The following is a 22,953-nucleotide window of genomic DNA, read 5'->3' as shown; positions in this document are numbered from 1 at the left end:
TCAGTCTCCCAGCACTCGGGCGGCTGCGGTCCAGCGCGGCAGTGCGTCGCGATTGCCGGCCAGCCGGATGGTCTTGCTGTAGCCGTATTCGGCCAGCGTCTCCTGGGCGTGCTCGCGTCCGAACCCGCTGTGTCCGACTCCGCCGAATCCGGTTCCGACGGCGACCCGGACGTAGTTGTTGACGAAGACGGCTCCGGCCCGGATCTGCCGGCTCACCCGCAGCGCGCGGTCGGTGTCCTGAGTGAAAACGCCTGCAACCAAACCGAATTTGGTGCCGTTGGCGATTCGCACCGCCTCGTCCTCGTCGGCGAACGGGATCAGTGTGACGACCGGGCCGAATATCTCTTCCGTCGCCACCCGCATGTCCGCGGTGACGCCGGTGAGCACGGTCGGCGCCACGAAGAAGCCCTCGGCCAGGCGGGGATCGTCGGGCAGTGGCGCCTGCACTGCAATGCGGGCCCCCTCGGCGACGCCGATGTCGAGGTAATCCAGGACCCGTCGTTGCTGAGCGGCGGTGACCAGCGGCCCGACGTCGGTTTCCGGGTGGGCTCCGTCACCGACCTTGAGGCGTTTGACCGCCGTCGTCAGTCGGTCGGCGAACTCATCAAAGAGGTTCTGCTGAACCAGGATTCGTGACGAAGCTGTACACGCTTCACCCTGGTTGAAAAACCCGCCGTCGACCGCGGCCTCGAGCGCCCGCGGGATGTCGGCGTCGTCGAAGACCAGTAACGGGTTCTTGCCGCCGAGTTCCATCAGCGCCGGGGTGAGGTTGTCGGCGGTGGTGTGCAGCACCGCCGTCGCCGTCGCCGGGGACCCGGTGAACGACACCTTGCCCACCAGCGGGTGCCCGGCCAGCGCTGCCCCGACGGCGCCGCCGCCGGGTACCACGTGAACCAGATCTTCGGGCAGCACTGTATTGATCAGTTCCACCATGCGGATCACCACGGACGGTGTCTGCTCCGGCGGTTTCAGCACGATGGCGTTGCCCACCGCCAGGGCCGGGGCGGTCTTGCCGGCGGTGTGGATGGGCGGCCAGTTGAAGGGCACGATGCCGGCGATCACGCCGTAGGGCTCCAAGGTCGTGACGTCGAAAACCGGTCCGTAGTCGCGCGCTTGGCTGGGCAGCACCTCGACCACGCTGGCGAAGTACTCGAAGATCGTTATCGCCGCCTCGACATCGAAGTGACGGGCCTGGGTGACCGGTTTGCCCATTTCGAGGGATTCCAATGCGGCGATTTCGTCGGCGTGGGCGCGGATGACCTCGGCGGCCCGGCGCAGGAAGCGGCCGCGTTCGCGCGCCGGACGTTGCTGCCAGTCCTGCTGGGCGGCGTGGGCAGCGCGTACGGCCTGGTCGACCTGGTCCGGTCCGGCGCCGTGTACCAGCGTCACCGGTCGGCCGGTGGCGGGATTCTCGACGAAGAACTGGTGGTCCGCGGATTGCGAGGACCAGCGGGTTCGCGCGACGTTCACTGCGCCGAAGGTACGCCCAGTGGTGCGATCACGACCAGCGAAACTTATTGATAGGTATCAGCACCGATGGTGATAATGGCTGGGTGGAGCTTCGCCAGTTGGAGTACTTTCTCGCCGTCGCCGACAACCTGAGCTTCACGGGAGCCTCCAAACGATTGCACGTCGTCCAGTCCGGGGTATCGGCGACGATCCGGGCGCTCGAGCGTGAACTCGGTACCGATCTGTTCGTCCGCGGTCCGGCGGGGGTACGACTGACTCCCGCGGGGGAGGAGCTCCGTCCCCATGCCCGCGCGACGCTCGACGCGGCGCACGCGGCCAAGGATGCGGTGAACGCGACCCGGGGGGCGGTCCGGGGCACCGTCACCATCGGCATATTGACGTCGATCAACGTCATCGATCTGCCCGCGATCCTGGTCGAGCTTCATGACCGTCACCCCGACGTGCAGGTCCGGTTGCGGGCCGCCCGCGCCGGCACGACGGGTCTGGCCCGCCAACTCCGCGACGGTCTGCTCGATATCGCCTTCCTGGTGTTCACCGGAGCCCCGCCGCCCGATCTGCACGCGAGGCTCGTCGCCGCCGTCCCGCTGCACCTGGTGGTGCCCGCCGACCATCCGCTGGCCGGCCAAGAATCGGTGCGACTGGTCGAGCTTGCCGGAATGTCGTTCGTCGATGCGCCGCCGGGCTACGGCACCAGGATTGTCATCGACAACGCTTTCGCGGCCGCCGGCGTCGAACGCACCGTCACTTTGGAGGTCGCCGACCTCGGCACCGCCGCGGCCTACATCCGAAACGGGTTGGGCATCGGTTTTCTGAGCTGGTCGATCCTCGATGAGAGCGACGACGCCGGTCTGGTCACCGTTCCGATCGCCGACTATCAGCTGATCTGGCGGCTGTATGTCACGACGTTGGGCAACCGGTCGCCGAATGCCGCGGTGCGCGCCCTGCTGACACTGATCGAGGAGCGGGTGCCCGGTCCTGAGGCGGCCACAAGTTAGGCGCGATCGCGGCCATCGAGCTACGCGCGGATCGAGGTCAGTGCCGCTACCGCCTCGGCGAACATGGTCTGTTTGATCGCGCCCAGCGTGCCGGCGTCCTTGCTGCCCAACGGCCGGAGCAACTCCACCGCCGCGGCTGTCACGGCTCCTTCGCCGGCGCTGGCGTCGACAATTCCGAGGCCGGCGGCATCGGCACCGCCGAAGCGTCGGCCGGTGGTCATCGAGGCCACCGCCGCCTGCGGAGTGAGTTTGGCCTGGATCAACGCGGCCATGCCTGGTGTGAACGGGATGTGGATGTCCACCTCGGGGAAGCAGAAGAAACCGCGGTCGGCGCGCATCACCCGGAAGTCGTGGGCGGTGGCCAGCATTGCTCCGGCGCCGAACGCATGACCCACCACCGCCGCAGCGGTGGGGATGGGCAGCGTGAGGACGCGTGCGAGCAGGCCCTGGACCCGCCCGACGTACCACTGGGCTTGATCGCCGTGTGCGCCCAGCCAGTCCAGATCCAAGCCGTTGGTGTAGAACTTGCCGGCTGCGGTGGTGACCAGGCCGTGTGCGCCACTGGCCTCGACCTCGTCGAGGTGGGCGTTGATGGCGTCGAGAAAGTCTGGCGAGAAACGGTTTTCGTCGTCGCCTAGTTCGAGGATGGCGATCTTCTCGTCGTAGCTGAGGCTGATGGTCATGATGTTTTCCTTTCGGTTTGGCGAATGGGGTCGGGCTCGATTTCGAGAACAGCGCGCACCGCGGCACTCAGTTGTTCACGCGCGGTCCTGCTGTGCAGGCGGTCGCGCCGCAGCAGGATTGCCGTTGGCAGGTCGACGATGCACATGGTGATCGTGTCCACGGCGGCGGCATCTTTGCGACCCCAGACGCTACGTGCCAGCCGGATCATCAGGCCGATCAGCTGTGCTTCGAGTTCGCGTATCTCAGTGGTGATTTCGTCGGGCAACTCGGGGTCGAGCAGCTCGACTCGAGGCATCGTGAGCAGCAGCCGGCAGGAATTCGGATGCTGTTCGGCGAAAGCCGCCGGCGCATCGGCGGCGGCTGCCACGGCCTCCATGCCGGCCTCGCGACCGGGCGCGGCCAGGGCCTGATCAACCGAAGCGTTCTGCGCTTCGAGGAACCGGCGACCGGCCCGTAGCCAGGCCTGGGCCAGCAGGCCCGCCCTCGACCCGAAGGTGTGATAGACCGCGCCGTTGGAGACGCCGACGGCGGCGCTGATCGCCCGAATGGTCACGGTGGCGGGCCCGGACGAGACGGCCAGCGACTCGACGGCGTCGAGCACCCGGTCGGGCTCGTACATCCGCGGGCGTGGCATGGCGTCCATGATAACAGAGCGAGTGCTCTGTTATTCAAGTATGCGGAACGCGATCGGAGTCGGGCAATGGGCTAGGCGGGTACCGCTAGTGCGGGCGCAGGCTCCTCCTGGGTGCGCCGCCGGCGGGCTCGTGTGACGCTGACGGCGGCCAAGATAAGGCAGACGGAGGCCGGCACGATCAGTGCGTGTCCGCCGATCTCGGCTCCGACCATGAGGCCGGCGATCGCTCCACTCAGGAAAAACAACAGCGTCGAGGTGAGGATCGCGGCCTTCCACTTATCCATGCCCTCCTGACGGGCACGGCCGAGCATCAACCCGAGGTCGGTGACGGTGCCGGTGAAGTGCGTAGTGCGGACCGGCATTCCGCGGAAGCTCGAGGTCAGGCCGTTCTGCAAGCCGAGAGCCGCTGCCGCCATGAACGCCTGCACCGCGGTTTCCTCGATGCCGGATCCCATGATCGCGGTCTTGATGTCGGATTCCTCAATACCGGCGGCGGCGAGCAGCAGCAACGAGGCCTGTATCGCCAGGACGGCGGCATGCCGACCGCCGATGTGGATTTTCTTCGACGCGAGTAGCGCCCCGGCGATGGCTGCTCCAATCAGAAATCCCAGCAGGATTGCCAGTAGGACGTGGCTCTCATACCGCCAGGGGTGTGCCCGGTCCATGCCGATCTGGGTGGTAATGCCGGTGAGGTTGCCCACCGGAACGGCCATGATCATGATGGCCACCGCGTTTACCCAGCCGGCGTTCATCGCGAGGAGCGAGCTGTACACGAGCATGCGACTCTGTGAGGTCATGGCGCCCTCACGGATTCGATTGGTCAACGGCATGCTGACTCGCTTCCCCCAGCCAGTTCTTCGGAGAGTTTAACAATCGGGTCACAAGACGAAGCGCCGATTGTCGGCGATTTCATAGACACTGCATAGGCCGAAATCGGCTGGTTTGCGGCACCTCGGTGGGCCTCGGGCGATGCCGCCGGCGGACCCCGGGGAACAAAGTGCGCACCCGTACCGTTAGCATGATCGATAAGTTGAGTGACACAGGCTCAAGTCTGGGTTGACAGGAAGATGTCGACCAGAGCAGTCTTGAGCGGGGTCCACTCAGCATAGTGCAGTAAAACAAGCAAACACATTCAGGAGGAATCACCATGGCTCGTGCGGTCGGTATCGACCTCGGGACCACCAACTCCGTCGTCGCAGTTCTTGAGGGCGGCGACCCCGTCGTCGTCGCAAACTCCGAGGGCTCACGGACGACTCCGTCCGTCGTCGCGTTCGCGCGCAACGGCGAGGTGCTGGTTGGCCAACCCGCCAAGAATCAGGCGGTCACCAACGTTGACCGCACCATCCGTTCGGTCAAGCGACAGGTCGGCACCGACTGGTCGGTAGACATCGACGGCAAGAACTACACCGCCCCGGAAATCAGCGCTCGCGTGCTGATGAAGCTGAAGCGTGACGCCGAGGCTTACCTGGGTGAGGACATTGCGGACGCCGTCATCACCGTGCCCGCCTACTTCAATGACGCTCAGCGTCAGGCGACTAAGGACGCCGGCCAGATCGCCGGCCTCAACGTGCTCCGCATCGTCAACGAGCCGACGGCGGCCGCGCTGGCCTACGGCCTGGACAAGGGCGAGAAGGAACAGACCATCCTGGTCTTCGACCTCGGCGGCGGCACCTTCGACGTCTCGCTGCTCGAGATCGGCGAGGGTGTGGTCGAGGTTCGCGCCACCAGTGGTGACAACCACCTTGGGGGCGACGACTGGGACGAGCGCGTTGTGCAGTGGCTGGTCGACAAGTTCAAGGGCACCAGCGGCATCGACCTGACCAAGGACAAGATGGCGATGCAGCGGCTGCGGGAAGCGGCCGAGAAGGCCAAGATCGAGTTGTCCTCCTCGGGCAGCACGTCGATCAACCTGCCGTACATCACCGTCGACGCGGACAAGAACCCGCTGTTCCTCGACGAGCAGCTCACGCGCGCGGAGTTCCAGAAGATCACCCAAGATCTGCTGGATCGCACCCGTCAGCCGTTCCAGTCGGTGATCAAGGACGCCGGTATCTCGGTGGGCGACATCGACCACGTGGTGCTCGTCGGCGGCTCAACCCGTATGCCCGCGGTCTCCGACCTGGTCAAGGAAATGACCGGCGGCCAGGAGCCCAACAAGGGCGTCAACCCCGACGAGGTCGTCGCGGTTGGTGCGGCCCTTCAGGCCGGCGTGCTCAAGGGTGAAGTGAAAGATGTTCTGCTGCTTGACGTTACGCCGCTGAGCCTGGGTATCGAGACCAAGGGCGGCGTGATGACCAAGCTCATCGAGCGCAACACCACCATCCCGACCAAGCGGTCGGAGACCTTCACCACGGCCGACGACAACCAGCCGTCCGTGCAGATCCAGGTCTTCCAGGGTGAGCGTGAGATCGCTTCGGCCAACAAGCTGCTCGGCAGCTTCGAGCTGACCGGTATCGCTCCGGCTCCGCGTGGTGTCCCGCAGATCGAGGTCACGTTCGACATCGACGCCAACGGCATCGTGCACGTGACGGCCAAGGACAAGGGCACCGGCAAGGAGAACACGATCCGCATCCAGGAGGGCTCCGGCATCTCCAAGGAAGAGATCGACCGGATGATCAAGGAAGCCGAGGCGCACGCGGACGAAGACCGCAAGCGTCGCGAGGAAGCTGACGTTCGCAACCAGGCCGAGACGCTGGTCTACCAGACCGAGAAGTTCATCAAGGAACAGCGTGAAGCCGAGGGCGGATCGAAAGTCCCCGAGGACACCCTGAACAAGGTGGACGCAGCGGTCGCAGACGCCAAGTCGGCATTGGGCGGCGACGACATCGGTGCGATCAAGTCGGCGATGGAGAAGCTGGGTCAGGAATCGCAGGCGCTCGGACAGGCCATCTACGAAGCCGCTCAAGCTGAGGGTGCCGCCGCTGGCGGTGGCCAGCCCGGCGGTGGTTTCGACCAGGCCGGCTCGGCCGGCTCGGCCGATGACGTCGTGGACGCGGAGGTGGTCGAGGACGACCGGGAGTCCAAGTGACCGACCCAAACCAGCAGGAGCCGGTAACGGTCACCGACAAGCGGCGGATCGATCCCGAAACTGGTGAAGTGCGGCAGTCCTCTCCCGGCGCTCAGGCGCCGGGGGAGGGTCTCCCCCCGCCATTTGGGCCCGGTGCGGGCGCGTCCGGCGAAGCGGCCAAGAAGGTCGCGGAGCTGACTGCCGACCTGCAACGGGTGCAGGCCGACTTCGCCAACTACCGCAAGCGCGCTCTGCGTGACCAGCAGGCAGCGGGCGATCGGGCCAAGGCCAACGTCGTCAGCCAATTGCTGGGCGTCCTGGACGATCTCGATCGGGCGCGCAAGCACGGCGACCTGGAATCGGGACCGATGAAGTCGGTCGCCGACAAGCTGACCAACGCGTTGACCGGGCTTGGGCTCACCGCTTTCGGCGTCGAGGGCGAGGATTTCGACCCGGCGTTGCACGAGGCAGTGCAGCACGAGGGTGACGGTGGGCCGGGCTCCAAGCCGGTGATCGGCACTGTCATGCGTCAGGGCTACCAGTTCGGCGAGCAGGTGCTGCGGCACGCGATGGTCGGCGTCGTCGACACAGTCGAAGGCGAAGCCGGGGCAGCCCCCATGGTGATCGACGAGACCGGTGCCGAAATCAGGCCGGCCGACACGAGCGATAACGCCGACGACTCCGGTGTTTAGGACACAATCAACAAGTAGGTAAGGAGGTGACGTGAAATGGCTCAGCGTGAGTGGGTCGAGAAGGACTTCTATAAGGAGCTCGGCGTCTCCTCCGATGCCAGCACCAAGGAGATCAAGAGCGCCTACTACAAGTTGGCGAACGAGCTGCACCCCGACAAGAACCCGAATAATGCGGCCGCCGAAGAGCGGATGAAGTCCGTTTCGGAGGCCTACAACGTCCTCAAGGACGAGGCCAAGAAGAAGGAGTACGACGAGACCCGCCGGCTCTTTGCCGGTGGCGGTGGTTTCGGCGGACGTCGCTTCGACACGGGTGGTTTTGGTGGCTTCGGCGGCGGAGGCGGTGACGGTGCTGACTTCAATCTGAACGACTTGTTCGACACCGCCGCCAAGGCTGGTGGTGCCAACATCGGTGACCTGTTCGGTGGCTTGTTCGGGCGGGGTGGCAGCACCCGGCCCAGCCGGCCCCGCCGCGGCAACGACCTCGAGACCGAGACGGAGCTGGATTTCGTCGAGGCCGCCAAGGGCGTGGCTATGCCGCTGCGGCTGACCAGCCCGGCGCCGTGCACCAACTGCCATGGCAGCGGCGCACGTCCGGGAACCAGCCCGAAGGTCTGTCCCAACTGCAACGGCGCCGGTGTGATCAACCGCAACCAGGGCGCGTTCGGGTTCTCCGAGCCTTGCACCGAGTGCCGGGGCAGCGGCTCGATCATCGAGCACCCTTGTGACGAGTGCAAAGGCACCGGTGTCACGACCCGCACCCGCACGATCAACGTGCGGATCCCGCCGGGCGTTGAGGACGGGCAACGAATCAGGTTGGCCGGACAGGGCGAGGCCGGATTGCGTGGTGCCCCATCGGGGGACCTGTATGTGACGGTGCACGTGCGTCCGGACAAGGTCTTCAACCGCGATGGCGACGACCTCACCGTGACCGTGCCGGTCAGCTTCACCGAATTGGCTTTGGGTTCAACGCTTTCGGTGCCCACGCTGGACGGCAAGGTCGGTGTCCGAGTGCCCAAGGGCACGTCGGACGGTCGTATCCTGCGCGTGCGCGGACGTGGTGTGCCCAAGCGCAGCGGTGGCAGCGGCGACCTGTTGGTCACCGTCAAGGTCGCCGTTCCTCCGAATTTGGAAGGCACCGCCCAGGAGGCGCTGGAAGCCTATGCGGCGGCCGAGCGGTCGAGCGGGTTCGACCCGAGGGCGGGGTGGGCAGGTAATCGCTAATGGCTGGGAACCAGAAGAAGAATGAGGCGTCGCGGACGTTTCTGATTTCGGTGGCCGCCGAGCTGGCCGGTATGCACGCGCAGACGCTGCGCACATACGACCGGCTCGGCCTGGTCAGCCCGGGCCGCACGCCCGGTGGTGGGCGCCGTTATTCGGAGCACGACGTTGATCTGCTGCGCGAGGTGCAGCGACTCTCGCAGGACGAGGGCGTCAACCTCGCCGGCATCAAACGAATCATTGAACTGACGAATCAGGTCGAGGCGCTGCAGTCGAGGCTGCAGGAGATGGCCGAGGAGATCGCGGTCTTGCGTACCAATCAGCGGCGTGAGATCGCGGTAGTGCCGAAGAGCACGGCCCTCGTCGTGTGGCAGCCACGAAGGTAGGCAGGCGCTGGCCGGGTATCACACGCGTCACTTGTGTACCTGGAAAGCTCGGCATGATGCGTTGTGAAATGCGCTATCGCCGGTGATATCAAGTCGCTTCGAGAGTCTCTGATATCGCCGGCGATATCGTGTTTTCCAACCGGTGAAGCCGACCCTGGCGGTGGCGCGTGTGACTGGTGGGGCGTGCCCGGTCAGGGCGCCACGCTAGCCACCAAACGAAATTTGCGAAGTCCCGTCAGGCGTGGATAGAGAACACCGCGACGGCCGGTTCGCCGGGCTGCGCGCTCCGGTATCCGCCACGGCTCAGTGCATCGGTGGGTGCGGCCATCGGCTCGAAGCACACCAGGTCCTCACCGGGCGGTGCGAAGATCTGCGCCGCGGAATACCCCTGGTCGAATCGCACTTCCAACCGCCGTCCGCCGCCGGACACCGCGAAGCGCGCGCCGTCCTCGACCTGGTCATACGCATCGTCGAAAGTGCTATCGCCTAGCGCCTGCGAACCCGCCGACTGCTGGTCGGTCTGTCCGGTCGGTAGGCCGCGCTCGTCGAGAGACAGATGGCGCAGTGACGGCGTTTCGATCACCCAGTCGGCGCGGTTCACCCCAGGTAGTTGCAGATACGGGTGATAGCCGAAGCACAGCGGCACGGCGAGGTCGCCGGTCGCGGTCACCGTGGTGCGCACCGTCAGCGCCCGCTCCGCAAGTTGCACAGTCACCGCGAGCACGTGCGGATACGGAAAGCTGGCGAGCAACCGGGCATCGGCGCCGAAATCCACCTCCGCGGTCAGCGTGTTCGCCGATTCGTGGGTGACCCGCCAGTCCGGGTAGGCGGCCAACACGCCGTGGATCGGCAGCCCCGCGGGATCAGGACGTACACCGTTCTCGCCCGGCCGCAGCGTCACCGTAACGTTCTCGGCCGTATAAGTGTTGTTGCCCAACCGATTTGCCCACGGATAGAGGATGGGGATGCCCATCGTCTTGCCGGCGCTGAGGTAGGCGTCCAGGCCACGTCGCTGGCCGAGTAGTTCCACCCCGTCGTCGGTCAGCGAGGTGCCGATCAGACCCGCGTCGGGCACGAATTCAGCAGCCATCGATGACGTTGGGTCGCGCAATGTGACGACGTGCACTGGTCCTCCTGGTGTTAACGCGACAGCGGGTCGTGCTGAATACGGTCCGGTTGGGCACCTTTGGCGATCAGCGCGGCTTTGGTGGCGCGGACCATTGCGGGTCCGCCGCAGACCAGGATCTGTCGGTCGCCCCAGGCGCCGTACTTGGTGACGACGTCGGGGAGTCTGCCGGTCTGATGCACATGCAGTCCGCGTGGTGGTGACACGTCGGGATAGTCAGCTGCCCAGGACGGGTCGCGGCCGTACTCAGACACCGGCGAGACCGACAGCCAAGGATTGTGTGCCGCTACCTGCCACAGCGTGCGCAGGTCGTAAAGCTCGCAGCGATAACGCGCGCCGAAGAACAGGTGCACCCGCGGATTCTCGGCGAAGCGACTGAGGTCCATGATCAGCGCTCGCAGCGGGGCCAGGCCGGTGCTCCCGGCGACCATCAGGACGTCGTCGCCGTTGCGGTCGACCCGCAGGCCACCATGCGGACCGGCCAACCGCCACCGGTCTCCGGGCCGCGTTTCGCCGACGATCGCGTTGCTGACCAGGCCGCCGGGAACCACCCGCACGTGGAACTCGATTCCGGCGTCGGGGTTGGCGGGGATGGCGGGGCTGAGGTATCGCCAGCGATGCGGGCATTGCGGAATGTGGACGTTGACGTACTGCCCGGGCAGGTACTGCAGCGGGCGGTCCAGGCGCAGTCGCACCACCGCAAGATCCCGGGACACCCGGGTGTGTTCGATGACGGTGCCGTCCCACCAAGCCGGCACGTCCTCGGAGTCCGCCGCGCCGCTCATCACACCGGTGATCAGGTTGAGCGATTGGTCGGCGGCTTTCTGGACGGCTTTGGTCCAGGCGCTGCCCAGCTGAGTGCGCAGCGCCGAGTACAGCGCTCGGCGCAGCGTCACGTATTGGGTCGGCTGCACTCCGTACTTGCGGTGGTCCCGGCCCAGTTGGGCCAGAAATGCCACCGGTTCATCGGCTCGCTGGGCGATGAGTTCGCTGTACAGCCAGTGCATCGCTTGGGCGAAAGCGGCTCGCTGGCCGTGCATTTCGGGCGGAAACAGGTCCCGCACGGAGCTGTCCAGGGCGAACCAGTTGTCGTAAAACCGATGCACGACCTGGTTGGTGCCGGTGGCCGGGTCCAGCTCGAACGCGTTGCGCAATACCTGCAACGCATCCCGATCGTCCAAGCCCACGGTCGCCGATTCTAGGCCCGCTCTGTATCAGTGCCGGGTGGTGCCGCGCGTCAGGCGGGCCCGCCCGATCCGCCGTTGCCGCACACACCGCCGCCTGGCCGGAAGGCCCCGACCCGAATTGTCTAATGGTTATCCGTGTCATCGGATTGGGTCGGGCACCAAGGCTCACGAAAAAAAGTTAAAGTTGAGCGGAACAGACTCAACCTTGACGGCGTTGCACTACCAGACAAGATATTGCTAGTACCCGAACGGAGGTTCCGTGGACTCTTTCAACCCGACGACCAAGACGCAGGCGGCCCTGACGTCGGCACTGCAGGCAGCTTCGGCAGCCGGTAATCCCGAGATCAGGCCCGCTCATCTGCTGTTGGCACTGCTGACACAGAACGACGGGATAGCTGCACCGCTGCTTGAGGCTGTCGGTGTCGAGCCCGCCACCATTCGCGCCGAGGCGCAGCGACTGATTGATCGGCTGCCCTCGATCAGCGGCTCGAGCTCGCAGCCTCAGCTGTCCCGCGAGTCGCTCGCCGCCATCACCACCGCGCAGCATCTGGCTACCGAGATGGATGACGAATTCGTCTCCACCGAGCATTTGATGGTCGGACTGGCCACCGGTGACTCGGACGTGGCCAAACTGCTGACCGGCCACGGCGCCTCACCGCAGGCCTTAAACGAGGCATTCGAAAAAGTGCGCGGCAGCGCGCGGGTCACCAGCGCCGACCCCGAAGCCACCTACCAGGCTCTGGAGAAGTACTCCACCGACCTGACCGAGCGGGCCCGCGAGGGCAAACTGGACCCGGTTATCGGGCGCGACAACGAAATTCGTCGCGTCGTGCAGGTGCTGTCCCGTCGTACCAAGAACAACCCCGTGCTCATCGGTGAGCCCGGTGTCGGCAAGACAGCCATCGTCGAAGGGCTGGCCCAGCGCATCATCGCCGGCGACGTCCCGGAGAGCCTGCGCGACAAGACCGTCGTGTCTTTGGACCTCGGTTCGATGGTGGCCGGCGCAAAGTACCGCGGCGAGTTCGAGGAACGGCTCAAGGCCGTGCTCGACGACATCAAGAACTCGGCCGGTCAGATCATCACGTTCATCGACGAACTGCACACCATCGTCGGCGCGGGCGCGACCGGCGAATCGGCGATGGACGCCGGCAACATGATCAAGCCGATGCTGGCCCGCGGTGAGTTGCGCCTGGTGGGTGCCACCACGCTCGACGAGTACCGCAAGTACATCGAGAAGGACGCCGCGCTGGAGCGCCGCTTCCAGCAGGTCTTCGTGGGCGAGCCGTCGGTCGAGGACACGGTCGGCATCCTGCGCGGACTCAAGGACCGCTACGAGGTGCACCACGGCGTGCGGATCACCGATTCCGCGTTGGTGGCCGCCGCCTCGTTGAGCGACCGCTACATCACCGCCCGGTTCCTGCCGGACAAGGCCATCGACCTGGTCGACGAGGCCGCGTCGCGGTTGAGGATGGAGATCGACTCCCGTCCCGTCGAGATCGACGAGGTCGAGCGACTGGTCCGCCGGCTGGAAATCGAAGAGATGGCACTGGCCAAGGAAGAGGACGCCGCCTCGAAGGACCGGCTGGAAAAGCTGCGCGCCGAGTTGGCCGACCACAAGGAAACCCTCGCTGAGCTCACTGCTAAGTGGCAGAACGAGAAGAACGCCATCGACATCGTGCGTGAGCTCAAGGAGCAGCTCGAGGTGTTGCGCGGCGAATCCGAGCGCGCTGAGCGCGACGGTGACCTGGCCAAAGCCGCCGAACTGCGGTACGGGCGCATCCCCGCGGTCGAGAAGAAACTCGACGCCGCGGTGCCCAGCGCGCAGGCTCGCAACGACGTCATGCTCAAGGAGGAGGTGGGTCCCGACGACATCGCTGACGTGGTGTCGGCGTGGACCGGAATCCCCGCCGGCCGGCTGCTCGAGGGCGAGACGGCCAAGTTGCTGCGCATGGAGGACGAGCTCGGCCGCCGCGTTGTCGGACAACGCAAGGCCGTCACGGCGGTTTCTGATGCGGTGCGGCGCTCTCGGGCCGGGGTCGCCGACCCCAACCGGCCGACCGGCTCGTTCCTGTTCCTGGGCCCCACCGGTGTGGGTAAGACGGAGCTGGCAAAAGCGTTGGCGGACTTCCTGTTCGACGACGAACGCGCCATGGTCCGGATCGACATGAGCGAGTACGGCGAGAAGCACTCGGTGGCCCGGCTGGTCGGTGCGCCTCCCGGCTACATCGGCTACGACCAAGGCGGGCAGCTGACCGAGGCGGTACGGCGCAGGCCGTACACCGTGGTGCTGTTCGACGAGGTCGAGAAGGCCCACCCGGATGTGTTCGACGTGCTGTTGCAGGTGCTCGACGAGGGTCGGTTGACCGACGGCCAGGGCCGCACGGTCGACTTCCGCAACACCATCCTCATCCTGACCTCCAACCTGGGGTCCGGTGGTACCGAGGAGCAGGTGATGGCGGCGGTGCGCGCGGCGTTCAAGCCCGAGTTCATCAACCGGCTCGACGATGTACTGGTCTTCGACGCGCTCGACCCCGCGGAACTGGTGCAGATCGTGGACATCCAGCTGATCCAGCTGGCCAAGCGACTTGCCCAGCGGCGGCTTCAGCTCGAGGTGTCACTACCCGCCAAGGAGTGGCTGGCACACCGTGGCTTCGACCCCGTGTACGGGGCCCGTCCGTTGCGCAGGCTCGTACAGCAGGCGATCGGCGACCAGTTGGCCAAGATGCTGCTGGCCGGCGAGGTGCATGACGGCGACGTCGTGCCCGTCAACGTCAGTGCGGACGGCGACGGACTCGTTTTGGGCTAACCAATGTTGCCCAGCTCAAAGGCCCGCGTCTGGGCTCCAGCGTCAATGACGGCCTGGAGCCGGGCGCGGGCCTGCGGCTGGGCCAGGGTTTGCCGAAACAGCTGATCCTCGACTCGCAGGCCGGCGGCGACGTCACCGCTGGCGGCATCGACCGCGCGCTTGGCGGCGACGATGGCGCCCAGCGGAGCCGCCGCGATTCGCGCGGCGAGCTTGTCGACGAACCGTCGCAGCTTGTCGTCGGGCAGCGCGCGGTCGACATACCCCCAGGCCTCGGCGGTCGCGGCATCGACGTCCATGCCGCCGAGGATCACTTCGAGTGCGCGCCCGCGGCCGATGAGCCGCGGCAGACGCTGTGTGCCGCCGCCCCCGGGGATGATCCCCAGCGCCACCTCCGGCTGGCCGAAACGTGCCTTGCCGAGCGCGGCGTAGCGCATGTCGAAGGCGGCCGCCCACTCGCTCCCACCGCCACGGCAGATGCCCTCGATGACGGCAATGGTGGCTTTCGGAAGGGTGCGAAAACGCTCCATCGTCGAGTGAAACGGCGACAATTCGTCGTGCAGATCGAGGTCGTCAGTCGGTAGATCCAGAATCAGGCCGACATCGGCGTGTGCGATGAAGAATTCTGGATCAGCGGAGTCGACGATCAACACCCGCACCTCGTCGTCGCCCGCTACCTCACTCAGCAGGCGGTTGATCTCGGTGATCAACGGCACATCCAGCAGGTTGATCGGCGGATTGTCGATCGTCGCCCGGCAAACGCCGCCGGCGGTGGAGATACGAATGAACTGGTAGTCCTGGTACACCTGTACGCCCCTGCGGATTCGTCACCGAAATGGTCTTGAGCCGACCTTAGAAGATGTCCGATTGATCGAGTCCCGTGATTGGGTTGTGACCTGCTCGGATTCTCTATTCAGTACTGACTACCGATACTCTGTGTGGGATGGTCCCGCTCTGGTTCACGCTGTCCGCACTGTGCTTCGTCGGTGCGGCGGTATTGCTGTACGTCGATATCGACCGGCGCCGGGGCCGCAGCAGACGCCGCAAGTCGTGGGCGAGATCGCATGGATTCGACTACGAGCGCGAATCGACCGACATCCTGCACCGCTGGAAGCGTGGCGTGATGTCGAGTGTCGGCAATGTTCCGGCACACAACGTCGTACTGGGCCAGATCCGCGGCGAGGCGGTGTACATCTTCGATCTCGAGGAAGTCGCCACCGTGATCGCGCTGCACCGCAAGGTGGGCACCAACGTCGTGGTCGACCTCCGACTCAAGGGCCTCAAGGAGCCTCGCGAAAGCGACATCTGGCTGCTCGGCGCCATTGGGCCACGGATGGTCTACTCGACCAATCTCGACGCCGCACGACGCGCTTGCGACCGGCGGATGGTTACTTTCGCCCATACCGCGCCGGACTGCGCCGAGATCATGTGGAACGAGCAGAACTGGACGTTGGTCGCCATGCCGATAGCCAGCACCCGCGCCCAATGGGACGAGGGGCTGCGCACCGTCCGCCAATTCAATGACTTGCTGCGGGTGCTGCCACCGCTGCCTGCCGACACCCCGCAGGAAGCGGCGGAGCCCGAGGGCCGCCGCAATACGTCTCCCAGCCGTCCGCTGGCCTCCGCGTCGCGCGCGGAGTTGCCGTCGCGGCGTTCCCAAGCGGATCCGGCCGCCGGCGTGCTGCCCGACCCGGCTCGCCGTGCACCCGAGCCCGTCCGTCGTGACGAGAGTCGCTCCGAGGGCGCTCCCCGTCCACCCCGATCGGGACGCAACGGCCACCAGGCCAGCAACTACCAGCACTGAGAGCACATGCCCCGACCTGTTGCGCTGATTACTGGGCCCACCTCGGGCATCGGAGCCGGATTCGCCCGCCGCTACGCGCATGACGGCTACGACTTGGTCCTGGTCGCCCGCGACGTGGAGCGTCTCAAGCAATTGGCCGGCGAGTTGGAAGCCCAGGCCGGCAACATCGAGCTACTGCCCGCGGATCTGGCCGACGCCGCTGACCGGGAGAGGGTTGCCGAGCGGCTCTCCGCGGGAGTGCAGGTTCTGATCAACAACGCCGGTTTCGGCACGTCTGGCGAATTCTGGTCGGCCGATCCCGCCGAACTGCAGAAGCAGCTGGACGTCAACGTCACGGCCGTGATGCACCTGACCCGCGCCGCGCTGCCGGCCATGATCGACTCGGGTGCCGGCAACGTCATCAACATCGCCAGCGTCGCTGGTCTGCTGCCAGGCCGCGGATCGACGTACTCGGCGTCCAAGGCGTGGGTGATTTCCTTCACTGAAGGGCTCTCCAACGGTCTGCAGGGCACCGGCGTGGGCATCCACGCGGTCTGCCCCGGTTATGTCCGCACCGAATTTCACAGCCGGGCCGGGATCGACATGACCTCACTGCCGTCATTCCTGTGGCTCGAGGTCGACGACGTAGTCCGCGAGAGCCTTGCCGATGTGTCCCGCGGCAAGGTGGTTATCGTGCCGGGCAACGAGTACAAGTTGCTGGTCGCCACGGGTCGTGCGATGCCGCGCCGGTTGGCGCGCATGGTCACCAAACGGATTGGCAGTGGCAGTGGCAGGACCTAATCCAGAGCTGGCCGAACTGGCCGAACTGGCCGAGCTGGTGCGCCACCTGTCGGTGGTGCATGGCCGCGTCACGTTGTCTTCAGGCAAGGAAGCGGACTACTACGTCGACCTGCGCCGCGCCACCCTGCATCACCGGGCGTCCGCGCTGATCGGTCGGCTGGTGCGGGAAGTCACCCAGGACTGGGACTACGCGCTCGTCGGTGGCCTGACATTGGGCGCCGATCCGGTCGCTACCGCCGTCATGCATGCGCCAGGCCGCCCGATCGACGCGTTCGTCGTGCGCAAGTCGGTGAAAGCCCATGGGATGCAACGTCTCATCGAAGGGGCCGACGTGTCCGGCCAGCGGGTGCTGGTGGTCGAGGACACCAGCACCACGGGCGGTTCTGCGCTGACGGCGGTACGTGCCGTACGAGATGCCGGCGGTGAGGTCATCGGGGTGGCCACCGTGGTTGACCGCGCCACCGGCGCCGCCGAGGCCATCGAGGCCGAGGGTGTGCCCTACCGCAGCGTGTTGGGCCTTGCCGAGCTGGGGCTGGACTAGGCCGCCGGCGGTGCGCAGACTCCTCGCGATCGTCGTGGTTCTGACGTGCCTGGTGGGCTGCTCAGGCTCGAGCGGAACGGGTCGCATCTACGGAGCCCAGAGCGCCCGGTTCGGCGAGTCGTTGGCGCTGCTGGGCTGGAACATGTCGGTTTCGAACCTGCGCTGGTCGCAGGACTACCTGCTGGTCGACGTCGATGCGTCCCCGACAGACCCGAACAAGCCGCATGCCAAGCCCGAGGAATTCCGCCTCGGTCTCTACGGCGCACTGTCTCACCCGATGGAGTCGACGGCTCTAGGCAGCTGCGACGAGGCGATGACCAAGGTGCACGACATCTCCGCGGCGTTATCGGCGCCGCCCAATCGGCTCACCGGCACGGTGTGTCTGGGCCCGCTGAAGGACCGCAGCGCGGTCCGGGGCGTCTACGCCTATTCGCCGCATGATCGGATCGCCGACACCGCGGCCGCTTATCCGGCGGCGTTCCCGGTGGGACTGCTGCCGACCAACGTCAACGACACCGGACTGGTGGTCAAGTCGACCACCGTCTCGGCGTGGCGCGCCGACGGCATGCCGATCACCAAGGCGCAATTGGGCGACCAGGCAGCTTTCAACGGTGACGGCTACATGTTGCTGGGACTCGATGCCAGCGCCCTCGCGGCCCGGTACAGCGATGACTCCGCCCGCCGCGGCGGACCCATGATGATGCTCGCCAGCCCGACCCGGCCCGGTCGCGGGCTGAATCCGGCGTGCGCGGCCTACGGGTCGTCGGTGCTGCTGCTGCCCGACGCGTCGCGCGACGGCGTCCAGATCGACGTGTCGCTGTGCACCCAAGGCGAGATCAATCAGGCGTTGCTGGTCGCGACGGTCGCGATCGTCGGAACCCACGCTGCGGTGTGGACGACGAAGTGAGCGAACCGGGGCCCACCGAATGGGGTGCGCCGACCAATGGTGTCGGCCCCTGGGTGGGTGAACCCCCCGACAACCCCCGCTATGACCCAGATCTGTTGCGCGACGGCGACACTCGCAACGTCGTCGACGCCTACCGGTACTGGACTCGGGAGGCGATCATCGCCGACATCGACCGTCGCCGCCATCCGCTGCACATCGCGATCGAGAACTTCGGGCACGACGCCAATATCGGCTCAGTAGTGCGTACTGCCAACGCATTTGCGGTCGAGACCGTGCACATCGTGGGTCGACGGCGATGGAATCGCCGCGGGGCCATGGTCACCGATCGCTATCAGCGGTTGTGCCATCACGACAGCGCCTCGGAGTTGATGGATTTCGCGGCGACCGCCGGTTTAACCGTCGTCGCGGTGGACAACGTTCCCGGGGCCGCGCGACTGGAAGAGGCGTTGCTGCCGCGGGAATGCCTGTTGGTGTTCGGCCAGGAGGGGCCCGGTATCACTGACGACACCCGCACGGGCGCGTCGATGACGGTGTCGATCGCCCAGTTCGGCTCGACCCGCAGCATCAATGCCGGTGTGGCAGCGGGGATCGCGATGCACGCGTGGGTCCGCCAGCACGGTGACCTCTCGCAAGCGTGGTGAATTATGTTGCGGCGCTGGCCGCAACGATGGCTGCTGCGCTACCTTTCTGCAACCTGCTCTTGCCCGCGAATTCGCTTGCAGGACTGCAACAGTTATTCGTCGAGCTACGTCAGCCGGTTACTTCAAACGCGCCGCTTCGATAGGCTTTTCGCTGTGGCACACGGCGTCGGTCTGGCGTCCTCAAAGCCGGTGGCGGATGTCCTTAATCCCTCCTTCAGCGGCCCGATGCTGCGTACCCGGTCGGTCGTTTCGGACCGCAAGCGGCGGAATACCGACAGCTTGATCCGACGCCGGCGAGTCGTGACGATCGCTGCGTGGATGGCCGCCGCGGTCAGCGCGAGTTTCAGCGTGATCGAGGTGGCGACGAGAGGGATGTGCCCCGTCGCGTTGATGAATGGGGAAGATCAAAACCAGCGGTGACTGCTACATGGTGGTCAGCGGCGTGCCGCAGCCCCGGCCGGATCATCTCGAGGCGCTGGCACGCTTTGCGCTCGACCTCACCGAATCAGCGGGTGGCCTCACCGATCAAGCCGGTCAGCAGGTACAGATTCGCGTCGGGCTGGCCCTGGGACCCGTGGTGGCCGGCGTCGTCGGGACCAGTCGGTTCTTCTACGACGTGTGGGGCGACGCCGTCAACGTGGCCTCGCGAATGGAGTCGACCTGCCTGGAGGGCCGGATTCAGGTCGCGCCGGAGGTGTACGAGCGGCTCAGCAGCGACTTCGTCTTCGAGGAACGTGGCGAGGTGACCGTGAAGGGTAAGGGAGTGCTGCACACCTGGTTTCTGGTGGGCGAGCGCGCATCTGACCTTGCCGCCAGGGCGGGGGAGCGCAGGAGTTCTACCCGGCCAGTTCTTCATCCGGAGCGTTGGTGACCAATCGGTGCCTGCTGTAGAGGCCGAAGTACCCGATGAACGCACCGAACACCCCCAAACAGCACACCGCGGCCACGCTGTCGACCAAGAACGTGGCGATGAGTGCCAGTGCGGCGACGATCAACGCGAAGCCAGTGGTGACAACGCCGCCCGGGGTTCGGTACGGACGGACCATGTCGGGTGCCCGCCTGCGCAGCACGATGTGGCTGACCATCATCAACACGTAGCTTAGCGTGGCGCCGAAAACAGCCATGTTCAGCAGCAGGTCGCCCTTGCCGGTCATCGACAGTGCGAAGCCGATGACGCCGGGAACAATGAGTGCCAGCGTCGGCGCTTTTCGCGCGTTGGTGACCGACAGTGCCGTCAGCAGGTAACCCGCCCGGGACAGTGCGAACAGCTGCCTGGAATACGCATAGATGATCGAGAAGAAGCTGGCGACCAGGCCGGCCAGGCCGATGTAGTTGACCGCCTTGGCCGCGCCGGTCGGTCCGAGTGCTGCGACCAGCGGGTTGCCCGAGGTCGACATCGCTTGTGCGCCACCTGATCCGGTGGCCAGCACCAGCACCAACACGCACGTGACGACCAGCACCGCGAATGCGGCGGTGATGCCACGGGGAACGTTGCGCGCCGGGTCCGCAGTCTCTTCGGCGGCCAGCGGTACCCCCTCGATGGCGAGGAAGAACCAGATGGCGAAAGGTAGCGCCGACCACACGCCGAGGTAGCCGTGCGGTAGGAACTCAGAAGAGCCCAGCGCATTCGTCGACGGTGTGATGTCTGTCAGATTCGCGGATTGGAAATGACCGATCGCCGCGATGCCGAAGATCGCGATACCGACCAGGGCTACGCCGGTGATGACGAACATCACCTTCAGCGCCTCGCCCACGCCGGCCAGGTGAATGGCGATGAACAGGGCGTAGATCGCCAAATACACCCACCAGCCGTCGCGAATGCCGAAGAGCCCGAGTGACTGCACATACGCGCCGATGAAGGTGGCGATCGCCGCCGGCGCGATCGCGTACTCGATCAGCACCGCTGTACCCGTCGCGAATCCACCCCAGGGGCCCATCGCCCGGCGAGCGAACGTGTATCCGCCGCCTGCGGCCGGCAACGCCGACGACAGTTCGGCCATGCCCAACACCAAGGCCAGGTACATGGCGGCGATTACCGCGGTGGCGATTACCAATCCGCCGAAGCCGCCTCGGGCCAGGCCGAAATTCCAGCCTGAATAGTCACCGGATACCACGTAGCTGACGCCCAGGCCCGCGAGCAGCAACCAGCCCGCGCTACCCGTCTTCAGCTGTCGTTTGTCGAGGTAAGTCCGTGAATCCGGCTGGCTGTCCTGACCTGTCAAGGTGCCCTCCCCTCACCGCAAACCGTAGGGCAGGATCAGCAGGTATGGATCAGGTATGGGCGAACCGGGCCAGCAGTTGTGAAACCGCCGTCACGCAACGGAATCTGACGCGGGTCTGGGGCTTGCCCGGAACCCAGCTGGGCGTGGTCGCCTGGCCTTCGGAGCGCAAGGACCGGCTGTTCGGCACCTGGCACTACTGGTGGCAGGCGCACCTGCTGGATTGCCTGATCGACGCCCAATTGCGCGACCCGCAGCCGCAGCGGCGCACTCGCATCAGCCGCCAGGTCCGCTCGCACCGGCTGCGCAACACGCTGCGCTGGACCAACAGCTATTACGACGACATGGCTTGGCTGGCACTGGCGTTGGAGCGCGCGGGCCGCCTCGTCGACGTGGAACGCAGCCGTGCCCTGCACACGCTCGCCAAGCAGTTCGTCAACGCCTGGGTGCCCGAAGACGGCGGCGGGATCCCGTGGCGCAAGCAGGACCAGTTCTTCAACGCTCCCGGCAACGGCCCGGCGGGAATCTTCCTGGCCAGGTATGAGGGGCACCTCCGTCGGGCTCAGCAGATGGCCGACTGGATCGACGAGACTCTGATCGACCCCGAGACGCATCTGGTTTTCGACGGCATCAAGGCAGGTTCGCTGGTGCGCGCGCAGTACACCTACTGCCAGGGCGTGGTGCTCGGTCTGGAGACCGAACTGGCCAAGCGCACGCATGACGACCGGCACGCGCCTCGGGTGCACCGCCTGGTCGCGGCCGTCAAGGAGCAGATGGCACCGAACGGTGTGCTCAAGGGCGCCGGTGGCGGTGACGGCGGCCTGTTCTCCGGCATCACCGCCCGCTACCTGGCCCTGGTCGCCACCGATCTGCCCGGCGACTCCACCGACGACGCCCACGCCCGCGACACGGCCCGCGACATCGTGTTGTCGTCGGCGAAGTCAGCGTGGGAGTACCGCCAGACGGTGGACGGGCTACCGGTGTTCGGGGCGTTCTGGGATCGCGACGCCGAGGTCCCCGCCGCCAGCGGTCAGCAGGCGCAGTTCATCGAGGGCGCGGTGAACAGCTCGGCGATCCCGGAGCGGGACCTGTCGGTCCAGTTGTCGGGCTGGATGCTGATGGAAGCCGCCCACACCGTGGCGGCGGTCAAATCACTCGGGTAGCGGGAGCGGGTCGGATTTGGTGTCCACCTCATCCTTCGGCGCACGCCGCCGCGACCGCAAGCCCTTCCAGGCTCCGATGAATGCCGGGATCATCGACACGAACAGAATGCCCAGGATGATCTTTTCCAGATTTTGGTGCACGAACGGGACATTGCCCAGGAAGTAGCCGGCCAGGGTTGCTCCGCCGCCCCACAGGGTGCCGCCGACGATGTCGAAACCGAGGAAGACCGGATAGCGCATGTAGGAGACGCCGGCGATGACCGGGGTGAACGTCCGCACGAATGGCATGAACCGGGCCAGAATGATCGCCCACGGTCCGTATTTCTCGAAGAAGGCGTGTGACTCGGTCACGTAGTGCTTCTTGAAAAAGCGGGAATCTTCCTTCTTGAACAACGCGGGGCCGATCCGTCGGCCGATGAAGTACCCGCTCTGATCGCCGAGTATCGCTACCAGGGCGACCGCCGGCGCTAGCACCCAGATGCTGACCGGCGGCTCTGGGTGTGAAGCCAGCAGTCCGCCGGTGAACAGCAGCGACTCGCCTGGCAGCAACGGGAACAGCAGGCCGGTCTCGATGAAGACGATGATCAGAATTCCGGGCAGTACGGCGGACCCGAATACACCGTTCTTGCCCAGCCAATACATCGGGTCGAGGATGTCCCCCAACGCCACCAAGGTGGTGCTCATGGTGCTTCAACA

Annotated in this window: 22 protein-coding genes and 1 pseudogene; 14 read left to right on the top strand and 9 right to left on the bottom strand. The window is 65.9% G+C overall.

The window, feature by feature from the left end:
* Window positions 1-1,470, bottom strand: a complete 1,470-nt coding sequence (locus tag ACZY1I_RS11235) for an aldehyde dehydrogenase family protein (RefSeq protein ID WP_463754472.1) — start codon at window positions 1,468-1,470, stop codon at window positions 1-3.
* Window positions 1,471-1,553: 83 nt separating this feature from the next.
* Between ACZY1I_RS11235 and ACZY1I_RS11230 the strand changes: the two genes are divergently transcribed.
* A complete protein-coding gene (locus tag ACZY1I_RS11230) occupies window positions 1,554-2,465 on the top strand; it encodes a LysR family transcriptional regulator (protein ID WP_463754471.1) in 912 nt (303 codons plus the stop codon).
* Window positions 2,466-2,485: 20 nt separating this feature from the next.
* On the opposite strand, the gene ACZY1I_RS11225 is transcribed toward ACZY1I_RS11230, so the two are convergent.
* The 3 genes from ACZY1I_RS11225 to ACZY1I_RS11215 all read right to left on the bottom strand — a co-directional run bounded on the left by ACZY1I_RS11225 (window position 2,486) and on the right by ACZY1I_RS11215 (window position 4,580).
* On the bottom strand, window positions 2,486-3,148 hold the full coding sequence (locus tag ACZY1I_RS11225; RefSeq protein WP_463754470.1) for an enoyl-CoA hydratase-related protein: 663 nt from the start codon (window positions 3,146-3,148) through the stop codon (window positions 2,486-2,488).
* On the bottom strand, window positions 3,145-3,783 hold the full coding sequence (locus tag ACZY1I_RS11220; protein ID WP_463754469.1) for a TetR/AcrR family transcriptional regulator: 639 nt from the start codon (window positions 3,781-3,783) through the stop codon (window positions 3,145-3,147). The genes ACZY1I_RS11225 and ACZY1I_RS11220 overlap by 4 nt, the downstream gene beginning before the upstream one ends.
* A gap of 71 nt (window positions 3,784-3,854) precedes the next feature.
* Window positions 3,855-4,580, bottom strand: coding sequence for a YoaK family protein (locus ACZY1I_RS11215; protein ID WP_463754468.1), 726 nt, complete (start codon window positions 4,578-4,580; stop codon window positions 3,855-3,857).
* A 350-nt stretch (window positions 4,581-4,930) separates the two neighbouring features.
* On the opposite strand from ACZY1I_RS11215, the gene dnaK reads away from it, so the two are divergent.
* The 4 genes from dnaK to ACZY1I_RS11195 are packed head-to-tail and all read left to right on the top strand — an operon-like array spanning window position 4,931 to window position 9,086.
* Window positions 4,931-6,811: a molecular chaperone DnaK gene (dnaK, locus tag ACZY1I_RS11210; RefSeq protein ID WP_463754467.1), complete on the top strand. Its 1,881-nt coding sequence runs from the start codon at window positions 4,931-4,933 to the stop codon at window positions 6,809-6,811.
* Window positions 6,808-7,482, top strand: coding sequence for a nucleotide exchange factor GrpE (grpE, locus tag ACZY1I_RS11205; protein WP_463754466.1), 675 nt, complete (start codon window positions 6,808-6,810; stop codon window positions 7,480-7,482). Before dnaK ends, grpE begins: the two co-directional genes overlap by 4 nt.
* 36 nt (window positions 7,483-7,518) lie before the next feature.
* Window positions 7,519-8,703 (top strand): molecular chaperone DnaJ, encoded by a 1,185-nt coding sequence (gene dnaJ, locus ACZY1I_RS11200; RefSeq protein ID WP_463754465.1) that lies wholly within the window; start codon window positions 7,519-7,521, stop codon window positions 8,701-8,703.
* Window positions 8,703-9,086, top strand: coding sequence for a heat shock protein transcriptional repressor HspR (locus tag ACZY1I_RS11195; protein ID WP_463754464.1), 384 nt, complete (start codon window positions 8,703-8,705; stop codon window positions 9,084-9,086). Before dnaJ ends, ACZY1I_RS11195 begins: the two co-directional genes overlap by 1 nt.
* 235 nt (window positions 9,087-9,321) lie before the next feature.
* On the opposite strand, the gene ACZY1I_RS11190 is transcribed toward ACZY1I_RS11195, so the two are convergent.
* Together ACZY1I_RS11190 and ACZY1I_RS11185 are read right to left on the bottom strand one after the other, a co-directional pair.
* Complete coding sequence (locus ACZY1I_RS11190) at window positions 9,322-10,212, bottom strand: aldose 1-epimerase (RefSeq protein ID WP_463754463.1); 891 nt, start codon at window positions 10,210-10,212, stop codon at window positions 9,322-9,324.
* Window positions 10,213-10,226: 14 nt separating this feature from the next.
* On the bottom strand, window positions 10,227-11,399 hold the full coding sequence (locus ACZY1I_RS11185) for an FAD-binding oxidoreductase (protein WP_463754462.1): 1,173 nt from the start codon (window positions 11,397-11,399) through the stop codon (window positions 10,227-10,229).
* A 259-nt stretch (window positions 11,400-11,658) separates the two neighbouring features.
* On the opposite strand from ACZY1I_RS11185, the gene clpB reads away from it, so the two are divergent.
* Complete coding sequence (gene clpB / locus ACZY1I_RS11180) at window positions 11,659-14,205, top strand: ATP-dependent chaperone ClpB (protein WP_463754461.1); 2,547 nt, start codon at window positions 11,659-11,661, stop codon at window positions 14,203-14,205.
* Here clpB and ACZY1I_RS11175 read toward each other — a convergent pair.
* Window positions 14,202-15,008, bottom strand: coding sequence for an enoyl-CoA hydratase/isomerase family protein (locus ACZY1I_RS11175; RefSeq protein WP_463754460.1), 807 nt, complete (start codon window positions 15,006-15,008; stop codon window positions 14,202-14,204). The genes clpB and ACZY1I_RS11175 overlap by 4 nt on opposite strands.
* A 137-nt stretch (window positions 15,009-15,145) precedes the next feature.
* Here ACZY1I_RS11175 and ttfA point away from each other — a divergent pair, with 137 nt between their 5' ends.
* From ttfA to ACZY1I_RS11140, 7 genes and pseudogenes are all read left to right on the top strand, one after another.
* A complete protein-coding gene (gene ttfA, locus ACZY1I_RS11170) occupies window positions 15,146-16,006 on the top strand; it encodes a trehalose monomycolate transport factor TtfA (RefSeq protein ID WP_463754459.1) in 861 nt (286 codons plus the stop codon).
* A gap of 6 nt (window positions 16,007-16,012) precedes the next feature.
* A complete protein-coding gene (locus ACZY1I_RS11165; protein WP_463754458.1) occupies window positions 16,013-16,786 on the top strand; it encodes an SDR family NAD(P)-dependent oxidoreductase in 774 nt (257 codons plus the stop codon).
* Window positions 16,787-16,793: 7 nt separating this feature from the next.
* The gene (gene pyrE, locus ACZY1I_RS11160; protein ID WP_463755086.1) at window positions 16,794-17,327 is read left to right on the top strand and encodes an orotate phosphoribosyltransferase; all 534 of its coding nucleotides are present in this window, start codon (window positions 16,794-16,796) and stop codon (window positions 17,325-17,327) included.
* Between the two features lie 10 nt (window positions 17,328-17,337).
* Complete coding sequence (locus ACZY1I_RS11155) at window positions 17,338-18,234, top strand: hypothetical protein (protein ID WP_463754457.1); 897 nt, start codon at window positions 17,338-17,340, stop codon at window positions 18,232-18,234.
* Window positions 18,231-18,875: a TrmH family RNA methyltransferase gene (locus tag ACZY1I_RS11150; protein WP_463754456.1), complete on the top strand. Its 645-nt coding sequence runs from the start codon at window positions 18,231-18,233 to the stop codon at window positions 18,873-18,875. The genes ACZY1I_RS11155 and ACZY1I_RS11150 overlap by 4 nt, the downstream gene beginning before the upstream one ends.
* 3 nt (window positions 18,876-18,878) lie before the next feature.
* Complete coding sequence (locus ACZY1I_RS11145; RefSeq protein WP_463754455.1) at window positions 18,879-19,295, top strand: hypothetical protein; 417 nt, start codon at window positions 18,879-18,881, stop codon at window positions 19,293-19,295.
* Window positions 19,276-19,746: pseudogene (locus ACZY1I_RS11140) on the top strand (adenylate/guanylate cyclase domain-containing protein); the annotation flags it as partial. The gene ACZY1I_RS11145 and the pseudogene ACZY1I_RS11140, both read left to right, overlap by 20 nt.
* Here ACZY1I_RS11140 and eat read toward each other — a convergent pair.
* Window positions 19,712-21,097, bottom strand: coding sequence for an ethanolamine permease (eat, locus tag ACZY1I_RS11135; protein WP_463754453.1), 1,386 nt, complete (start codon window positions 21,095-21,097; stop codon window positions 19,712-19,714). The pseudogene ACZY1I_RS11140 and the gene eat sit on opposite strands and share 35 nt — an antisense overlap.
* 44 nt (window positions 21,098-21,141) lie before the next feature.
* Between eat and ACZY1I_RS11130 the strand changes: the two genes are divergently transcribed.
* Window positions 21,142-22,257: a glycoside hydrolase family 76 protein gene (locus ACZY1I_RS11130; protein ID WP_463754452.1), complete on the top strand. Its 1,116-nt coding sequence runs from the start codon at window positions 21,142-21,144 to the stop codon at window positions 22,255-22,257.
* Here the strand turns inward: ACZY1I_RS11130 and ACZY1I_RS11125 are convergent.
* Window positions 22,246-22,941, bottom strand: a complete 696-nt coding sequence (locus ACZY1I_RS11125) for a DedA family protein (protein WP_463754451.1) — start codon at window positions 22,939-22,941, stop codon at window positions 22,246-22,248. The genes ACZY1I_RS11130 and ACZY1I_RS11125 overlap by 12 nt on opposite strands.
* Window positions 22,942-22,953: the final 12 nt, after the last annotated feature.

It is taken from the genome of Mycobacterium sp. IDUB_37 (assembly GCF_055419245.1).
The sequence above is the reverse complement of the archived record's forward strand: the minus strand, read 5'-3'. Positions and strand labels throughout refer to the sequence as shown.

Coding starts and splice junctions, on each gene's coding strand:
- ttfA (WP_463754459.1), top strand. CDS start 15,146: ATGGTCCCGCTCTGGTTCACGCTGTCCGCACTGTGCTTCGTCGGTGCG.
- dnaK (WP_463754467.1), top strand. CDS start 4,931: ATGGCTCGTGCGGTCGGTATCGACCTCGGGACCACCAACTCCGTCGTC.
- ACZY1I_RS11165 (WP_463754458.1), top strand. CDS start 16,013: ATGCCCCGACCTGTTGCGCTGATTACTGGGCCCACCTCGGGCATCGGA.
- ACZY1I_RS11225 (WP_463754470.1), bottom strand. CDS start 3,148: ATGACCATCAGCCTCAGCTACGACGAGAAGATCGCCATCCTCGAACTA.
- ACZY1I_RS11195 (WP_463754464.1), top strand. CDS start 8,703: ATGGCTGGGAACCAGAAGAAGAATGAGGCGTCGCGGACGTTTCTGATT.
- ACZY1I_RS11220 (WP_463754469.1), bottom strand. CDS start 3,783: ATGCCACGCCCGCGGATGTACGAGCCCGACCGGGTGCTCGACGCCGTC.
- dnaJ (WP_463754465.1), top strand. CDS start 7,519: ATGGCTCAGCGTGAGTGGGTCGAGAAGGACTTCTATAAGGAGCTCGGC.
- ACZY1I_RS11125 (WP_463754451.1), bottom strand. CDS start 22,941: ATGAGCACCACCTTGGTGGCGTTGGGGGACATCCTCGACCCGATGTAT.
- ACZY1I_RS11130 (WP_463754452.1), top strand. CDS start 21,142: ATGGATCAGGTATGGGCGAACCGGGCCAGCAGTTGTGAAACCGCCGTC.
- ACZY1I_RS11215 (WP_463754468.1), bottom strand. CDS start 4,580: ATGACCTCACAGAGTCGCATGCTCGTGTACAGCTCGCTCCTCGCGATG.
- ACZY1I_RS11145 (WP_463754455.1), top strand. CDS start 18,879: ATGTTGCGGCGCTGGCCGCAACGATGGCTGCTGCGCTACCTTTCTGCA.